Source organism: bacterium, from assembly GCA_035703895.1.
Lineage (GTDB): Bacteria > Sysuimicrobiota > Sysuimicrobiia > Sysuimicrobiales > Segetimicrobiaceae > Segetimicrobium.
Genome location: DASSXJ010000280.1, coordinates 1 through 7,335, shown reverse-complemented (window position 1 = coordinate 7,335; position 7,335 = coordinate 1). Strand labels below are relative to the sequence as shown.

The following is a 7,335-nucleotide window of genomic DNA, read 5'->3' as shown; positions in this document are numbered from 1 at the left end:
TACGTCTCCACGGTGAGCGGCTGCCGCGGCGCACCCAGGACTGGACGCGGGCCACGCGCCGCCACATTCAAATGGTGTTCCAGAATCCCGATCTGACGCTGAATCCGCGCCGCACGGTGTTCGAAACGGTGGCGCGCCCGCCGCAACTCTTCGGCGGGACGAAGGCGGGTGAGCGGCGGGCGCGGGCCGCCGCGCTGCTTCAGGCGGTGAAGCTTGGGGAACGTCACCTGGATCGTCTGCCGCACCAGTTGAGCGGCGGCGAGCGGCAACGGGTCGCGATCGCCCGCGCGTTCTCGATCGATCCCGAGATCGTGGTGTGCGACGAACCGACCTCTGCGCTGGACGTGTCGGTTCAGGCCGCAACCCTCAATTTGCTGGCCGGCCTGCAGGAGGAGCGCCGCGTCTCGTACGTCTTTATCTCGCACGACCTGTCGGTAGTGCGCCATCTTGCCGACCGCGTCATGGTCGTGTACGGGGGTACGGTGGTCGAGGAGGGTCCGACCGAAGAGGTCTTTGCGCCCCCATACCATCCCTATACAGCGGAGCTGCTGTCGGCCGTGCCGAGCCTCAGGTCAACGGAGCGTCGGCCCGCGACGGGGCAGCAGTCCGCCGGCCAGGCTGCCGAGGCCGGTAACGGGTATGTTACCGGCGGCTGTCCATTTCATCTCCGCTGTCCGAGGAAAATCGGGCCGATTTGCGAAGAGCAGCGGCCGCCGCTCCTGCCCGACGATGGCGGCCACAAGATCGCGTGCCATATTCCGCGCGACGAGCTCGGCGGGAGCGCGGTCTAGGTCGTTCGCGTCTCAGCCGTTCGCAGCGCTTCGCACAGCGCGTCGATCGTGGGGACCTCCTCAAGCGCGAGCACCAAGTCCTTGATCGCGCCGACCGATTTCGGTCGAAGCACCCGCGCCGCGAGATTCTCGTATTTCGCGATGATGTCCGACGGCGGAAGCGGATTCTCAGGCGCGCCTCGCCCGATGTCGACGTGGCCGGTGTGCTGCTGTCCGTCGCGCGTCGTGATCGTGACGTACGGCTCCCTCCCCTCGGGCAGCGACGCGTCGACCCGCATTTCGACATTCCCCATGAGCGCGCGCGTCGGACCGTTCATGAGCCAGGTGTCTTCGTATTCGGTGAGCGAAGCGCGGCCCGTCGTAAGCGCAACAGCCACGCTGTAGGGCAGGCTCATCTGCGCGGCGAGCCGCGTCATCGGGTCGCGATCTCCCAGCATCTGCTTGTCCGCCGCGGTACACCGGATAGCGACGGCGGCGACCCGGTCCGCTGTGAGTGCGTAGCGCCGCCTGAGATCGAGCACCGCATCGAGCGTGCTGTGGGCGCCGCGACAGCAGGCGTATGGTTTGACACCGCTGCGCATGATCATGAACTCCGTGCCGAGGGACCGCGTGAGCCGGGCGGGCTCGGCATCGCCGGGCGCATACGTCGGAAGAAATCCGCCCCACTCGGCCTCAAACACCTGCGTCGGGCCGGTAAAGCCCTCTTGGGCGAGCGCCGCCGCGACAACGCCTGTTTCAGCGGCCCGTCCGGGATGGTAGCGCTTGCTCATCGCGCCATCGGCCAGAAACGCCCACGTCCCACCGGTAAAGGTGCCGGCGATGCCGAGCGCCCACGTCGTGTGGCGGGCGTCTAGGTTCAACACCTTTGCGACCGCAGCCGCGGCGCCGAAACTCCCGCACGTCCCCGTCGAATGCCAGCCCCGTCCGTTGTGGGCCCGATAGCCGCCGGCGGCTTCAAGGACGCGAAGCGCCAAATCGTAGCCGACGATGATCGCCTCGAGGGCGCGGGCACCCGTCACGCCGCTGCCCTCGCACGCCGCCAGCACGGCCGGGAGCACGACCGCGCCGGAATGATCGCACCCACCGAAGTCGTCCAGTTCTTGCGCGTGCGCGGCGATGCCATTGACCAGCGCCGCGCATGCCCGCGTGGTGCGCAACGCGGTGCCCCACACAGTCGAGGGCCCGCCGTCGGCCGCCGCCAGTGTCCGGACCGCGCGAATTGCCGCTTGGCACTCCGCGGTCGGCACACCGGCGATCGCCGCACCCAACGTGTCGAGCGTCAGCAATTTCGCGTGGGCAATGACGGGGGCCGGCACCCGCTCGAGGGTCAGCGAGGCGCCGAACTCGGCGAGCTGTCCGCTGAACGTCGAGGCCCCGGTGGGCGGCATCGTTGTCATGCCGAGAGCGCCCGGACGGTACGCTCGAGCGCCGCGATCGCCGCCGTGATCTTGTCGGTCTGCTGCGCGTGCCAGGCGGCGTGGCTATCGGTCGCCTCGTTCAGCAGCCGGATGTGGTCCGCGGCGTGACGCGGGTTGGCGCTGCCCTCGGTGACCCGCGTTTCGAGAAACGCCCGCGGATCCAGGATGCGGCGGAGATCCGCGGCCCCGAGTTCGATATCCCGCCCCGCCATCTCACGCGCGGCGCGGCGGAACAACTCGGCGGAGGCGTCGCCCGGCCCCTGATGGGCCTCGGTCGAGTACTTCACGAAACGCCCCACCACATGATGCGCGGTCCGGAACGGCAGATCGAACCGGCGGACCAGCTCGTCGGCCAAATTGCTGGCTGTGCTCCAGAAGACGCCGGCCCGCTCGGCCATCACGTCCGCGCGCACCCGCAGCGTCCGCGCGGTCTCGGTCAGCAGCCGGAGCCCGGCGCGGGACGCGCGCAGCGCCTCCGCCACCACATCGTCACCGAACGTCGCATCCAGATCGGTCGAGAGCACGCCGCGCTGCGCGCCCATCATCGACGCCAACCACCCCACCGCTTGTCCCGCGAGGGCCTTCACCCGTTCGAGCGCGTGCGGATTCTTCTTCTGCGGCATGATGCTGCTCGTGCCGGCAAGGCCGTCGGCCACCTCGACGAACGAGAATTCCCACGACGACCAGACGTAGAGATCGGTCGCGAGGCGGCCGAGGTTGCTCATGAGCAGCGCGAGCGCGGCGACGTTTTCTTCGAGCACGTCCCGCGCAAAGACGCCTGCGTCCGACGCGTTCACGACGAGACCATCATGCCCGAGCAGATCGGCGGTGCGGCGGCGGTTCACGGGCCACGACGTTCCGACCAGCGCAGCGCCGCCGAGCGCGCTCAGATTCGTACGCCCGAACGTGCCCTCCAGACGCTGGAGGTCGCGCTCGAAGATGCTCGCTTCGCGAAGCAGATAGTGGGCGAACGTGCCGGGCTGCGCGTGCTGGAGGTGCGTGTAGGCCGGCATGATCGTCCCCGTGTGCTGCGCTGCCAGCGAGAGCAGCGCGCGCTCCAGCGCGATGAGGTCGGCGACGGTGCCGAGCAGAGCGTCGCGCAGGTAAACGCGGTCCGCGGCAGCCTCCTGGTCGTTGCGGCTGCGGCCGGTCTGGAGCCGTCCCGCGATGTCGTGACCGAACTGCTGCTCGAGGTAGCGCTCGATCTGCACGAGGTACGACCCCGACCGCGGCTCCCACGGAAAGTCGTCCGGACCGAGATCCAGGATCTGCAGCAGGCCTCGGAGCAACTTGGCGCCGCGCTCGCGGGTCAGCATCCCTTCCTCGACCATCATCACGGCGTGGGCGAGATCGACCAGCGCGTACGCCCGGAACCGTTCGCGAAACTGCACGAGCCGCGGCTTCTCGTCGTATTCGATCAAGACGTCGCTGCGCGGGCCGAGCCGGGCTTCTTCGAGAAAGAGATCTTGCTTCACGAGTCACCTCGATCGCCTTCGAGCGGGTGCGGCTCTATTCGATGGGCGAGAAGCGCGGTCCCCCCGTCCGCGCCGGAGGTGCGCGCCGCGGACACGCCGTAATTCTTGGTCGGCACAGATCACGTTGGAGGGCATCGGATGGAGTTGGGCGAGCGGATCCTGGGAGCAGTCGACGCGCGGCGCGACGAGCTCATTCGCCGCTGCCGGCGGCTGCTCCAAATTCCCAGCATTGACCGGGAGAGCAGCCCGCCAGGCGACACGACCGAGGTGCACCGGTTCGCGCGTGGCGATCTCGACGCGCCTGGCGTGGAGCAGTCGGACGTCATCGTGCGCGAGGGCCTCCCGAATTTGATCGCGACCGTCTCGGGCGCGGACCGCGGGCCGCATGTCGTGCTGAACGGCCACTTCGATACGTACCCTCCGGGCGACCTCAGCCGCTGGACACACGACCCCTTCGGCGGCGAACTCGTCGACGGCCGCATCTACGGCCGCGGCGCGATCGACATGAAAGGCGGCGACGCCGCGCTGATGACCGCATTTCTCGTCATGGCGGAGCACCGCCGGGAATGGCCTGGCCGGATCACGCTGACGCTCGTCTCGGACGAGGAGACCGGCGCCAAGTTTGGGTCCGAACATCTGGCGGCGCACTGTCCCGAAGTGCAGGGCGATATGGTTCTGAGCGCCGAGCCGAGCGGAGCCGGCCTCGTCCGGTTCGGCGAGAAGGGCGCGAGCCGGCTGACCTTCACGGCACGCGGGCTCTCGGGGCACAGCCCCGTGCCGAGCATGGGCCGCAACGCCAATCATCTGCTGATGGATTTCCTGACTGACATGCGGAGCCTCGCCGGCCCGTACGGCGGCACGCCGCCGTGGCTGCACGACATGGCCTCAAAGATCGGCCCAACGTTTGACGCGATGTTCGGATCCGGCGCAGGGCGCTATATCGTCGAGACTACGGTCAACGTCGGAGTGCTGCGCGGGGGCGAAAAGGACAGTCTGATCCCGTATCATGCCGAAGCCTGGGTCGATATCCGCATGCCGTTCGGGTTTACGCACGCCGCGGTGATGGACGAAGTCCGCGCACGGCTCGGGCGGCATCCCCATATCGAGTGCGAGATCCGCCACTGGCGGGATCCCAACTTCACCGATCCCGCGCATCCCCTGGTGCGGACCATGGTGGATAGCGTCGCGGCGGTGCGCGGCGCGCCGGTGGAATTGAGTTGTTCGCTGGGCGGGACGGACTGCCGGTTCTGGCGGAGACGAGGCACGCCGTGCGTCGTGTACGGGCCGACGCCGCATAATATCGCGGCGCCGGACGAGTACGTCGAGGTCGCGGATCTCGTCACGGTCGCCAAGGCGCATGCGCTGACGATGGTGAAGCTGCTCACATGACTCGTCGCCGTCGCTAAGTATCACGCGGAACGCCAATAAAATCAGGCTTCTCCGCCCTCGGCCCTTCCCGGAGAGAGCAGCAGCCTAGAAGCTATCTCATAATATCAGCGCACAGTGCTCCGGCGTCAGCTGCCTGAGCCACTCGCTGTCGCTCTTCTTGATCCTGTTCAACTCGCGGAAGGAGGCCTCACTCCAGCGCCTCGCTTATGGTTATGGAACACTCCCGGCGACCACTGGGAAAGTCACAACAGAACAGGCAGATGACATGGCCCCAGACCGTGATGCAGTGCTGGGAGCATGTTGCGGTGATGATTAGCTCAGCGACCCCCATGAACTGGACCACCGTCATGGGGCGAAACGGCCGCTCGCGCCGGCGGCCCATCCGTCGCCGTGCGGCGTTGATCATCGCCTGAAGCTCGGGCGTGAGCCGGACCGGCTTGCACTCTGCGCAGGCCTCCACACGAAGGGCCGTCACCATTCCCCTACGGACGACCGCCAGAACCGCCTTCCGACAACAACCCGCCTCGAAGTGGCCCACCTCGAACTCCGCGCGGGCGGCTCGAGCTAACTTGGCGACGTCGATATACGCAAGAGAGGCCGAGCGGGCGAACTTGGGCCGTCGAACTTCGACCCGAATGGGATACCGAAAAGTGGCCACCAGCTTCCCCCGATTCGATTGGGCCATGGTCCTACCTCCCGCCGTCAAGCATCTCGCCTATACGAGCCGCGGCGCCCGGGACAGGACATCGGGCGCATGGAGGGCGCCTCTGCACGATCCTCCAGGTGCTCGAGCGCTCCCATATAAAGTACCCTCACGCATGCGATTCTAGCAGGAAGCAAAATCATCCATTAAACGCGAATCCCTGCTATGCGATGAATAAGAAGGGTTAGTCCATCGCCGCTCTCGCTCCACCCTTGCCAGGGTCAGCCGGGGACCAGGCCGCGCACCATGCGGAACATCATGGGGAACGACCTAGGCCCATCCGGCAACCCGGCCAGATATCCGGCACGAACATGGCGCTGAATCGCGCCTCGCACGTCGTCCGAGAGCGCCATCAAATGGCCCGACACAATGCCCTGGCCGCCGGTGAACGTAGCCCAATAATCCGCGAAGGACGGGTACTCGCAATCCACGACAACTGGGACCTCGGTCACGTTGGTTAGGCCCATCTTCCGCCACAACCCGGCCTGGCCGTTTGGCCAAAAGAGCTGGCGCCCCGCCCGTGTGGACCTCAGCCCGGCGAAGCCAGCGTCAAGCACGGCACCGGTGTGAATAACGAGGTCGAAGGCGGGCATGCCGCCAAAAAACTGATGAACGCCGGACGCGACCACGCCGCCTGGACGGGTCACTCGCTTCATCTCGGCGACCACCTGTTCAATCTCCGGGAGAACGTCCAGGGCGAGCGTGGAAACGGCCGCGTCGAATGAACCGTCGTCGAACCTCATCTGGCGGATATCGCCGAGTTCATAGGTGGCGTTGGGGTGGGACCGATGACGGCGGGCCCCTTCCAGATATCCCTCCGAGGCATCCATGCCGATCACATGCGCGCCGGCCTCGGCCAGAGCTTTCGTCAAGACACCGGTCCCGCAGGCCACATCGAGCACGCGTCCACCCGGAGCGACATCGGCGAAGGCGAGGAAGGGCTTCGCGAGGTGTTCACTCCAGCGCCCCATGAAAGCCTCATACGCGTCCGGATCGGTCCAGCGTGGTTTCGCGGGTTCCATTGTGCGGATCCTCCCTTGATCAGGCCTGGGCACTAACATTGTCCAGGCGTGCCGCACAACTCGTTGCCACTAGCTCGCTCCTCTCCCAACCTCCGGGATGATCGGCACCGGATCAAGAGCGAACCGATCAATCTGAGATTTCCGTTTTGGGTCCTGAACTCCTTGCATCGAAGGAGCCCGGCCCGGCTTTCCGCCCGAACCTTCCTGGCCCTCGCCCATGAAAGCCCGTCCGCGCCCTCCCAAGATCCCTCACGCCCGGTACGGTCGCGTTGGCAGCCGCTTTCTCAGACACCGTCTCCACCCTGGCCTTGTGGTCGACCGAGTCGGCAGCAACGAGCGCTTCCCTTACCCAGCTGGCACCGATAGCGCCGTCAGCCGCCGCAGGATCGCTCCGAATAGACTCCGTGTCAGATGCCCTTCGGCCAGCAATAACCAATAGTACCGCGCATGTTTCACAAGCCGGCCACCCGAGGTTCCTAAACTAATCACTACCCTTGAGCATCATTGAAACGACCTGTGCGGCTTGAGCTTCCATCC

6 protein-coding genes are annotated in these 7,335 nt (G+C 66.6%); 2 read left to right on the top strand and 4 right to left on the bottom strand.

The features are described from left to right. On the top strand, positions 1-791 hold a 791-nt coding region (locus VFP86_18680; protein ID HET9001674.1), incomplete at its 5' end, for an oligopeptide/dipeptide ABC transporter ATP-binding protein. Here the strand turns inward: VFP86_18680 and VFP86_18675 are convergent. Both VFP86_18675 and argH read right to left on the bottom strand, forming a co-directional pair. Then, positions 788-2,188, bottom strand: a complete 1,401-nt coding sequence (locus VFP86_18675; GenBank protein ID HET9001673.1) for an MmgE/PrpD family protein — start codon at positions 2,186-2,188, stop codon at positions 788-790. The two genes, VFP86_18680 and VFP86_18675, sit on opposite strands and share 4 nt — an antisense overlap. Further along, positions 2,185-3,684: an argininosuccinate lyase gene (gene argH / locus VFP86_18670; protein HET9001672.1), complete on the bottom strand. Its 1,500-nt coding sequence runs from the start codon at positions 3,682-3,684 to the stop codon at positions 2,185-2,187. The genes VFP86_18675 and argH overlap by 4 nt, the downstream gene beginning before the upstream one ends. Positions 3,685-3,822: 138 nt before the next feature. On the opposite strand from argH, the gene VFP86_18665 reads away from it, so the two are divergent. Then, complete coding sequence (locus VFP86_18665; protein ID HET9001671.1) at positions 3,823-5,073, top strand: M20/M25/M40 family metallo-hydrolase; 1,251 nt, start codon at positions 3,823-3,825, stop codon at positions 5,071-5,073. A 187-nt stretch (positions 5,074-5,260) separates the two neighbouring features. Here the strand turns inward: VFP86_18665 and VFP86_18660 are convergent, their stop codons facing one another. Both VFP86_18660 and VFP86_18655 read right to left on the bottom strand, forming a co-directional pair. Continuing rightward, positions 5,261-5,758, bottom strand: coding sequence for a hypothetical protein (locus VFP86_18660; GenBank protein ID HET9001670.1), 498 nt, complete (start codon positions 5,756-5,758; stop codon positions 5,261-5,263). A gap of 239 nt (positions 5,759-5,997) precedes the next feature. Then, on the bottom strand, positions 5,998-6,798 hold the full coding sequence (locus VFP86_18655; protein HET9001669.1) for a class I SAM-dependent methyltransferase: 801 nt from the start codon (positions 6,796-6,798) through the stop codon (positions 5,998-6,000). Positions 6,799-7,335: the final 537 nt, after the last annotated feature.

Coding starts and splice junctions, on each gene's coding strand:
- VFP86_18660 (HET9001670.1), bottom strand. CDS start 5,758: ATGGCCCAATCGAATCGGGGGAAGCTGGTGGCCACTTTTCGGTATCCC.
- VFP86_18675 (HET9001673.1), bottom strand. CDS start 2,188: ATGACAACGATGCCGCCCACCGGGGCCTCGACGTTCAGCGGACAGCTC.
- VFP86_18655 (HET9001669.1), bottom strand. CDS start 6,798: ATGGAACCCGCGAAACCACGCTGGACCGATCCGGACGCGTATGAGGCT.
- VFP86_18665 (HET9001671.1), top strand. CDS start 3,823: ATGGAGTTGGGCGAGCGGATCCTGGGAGCAGTCGACGCGCGGCGCGAC.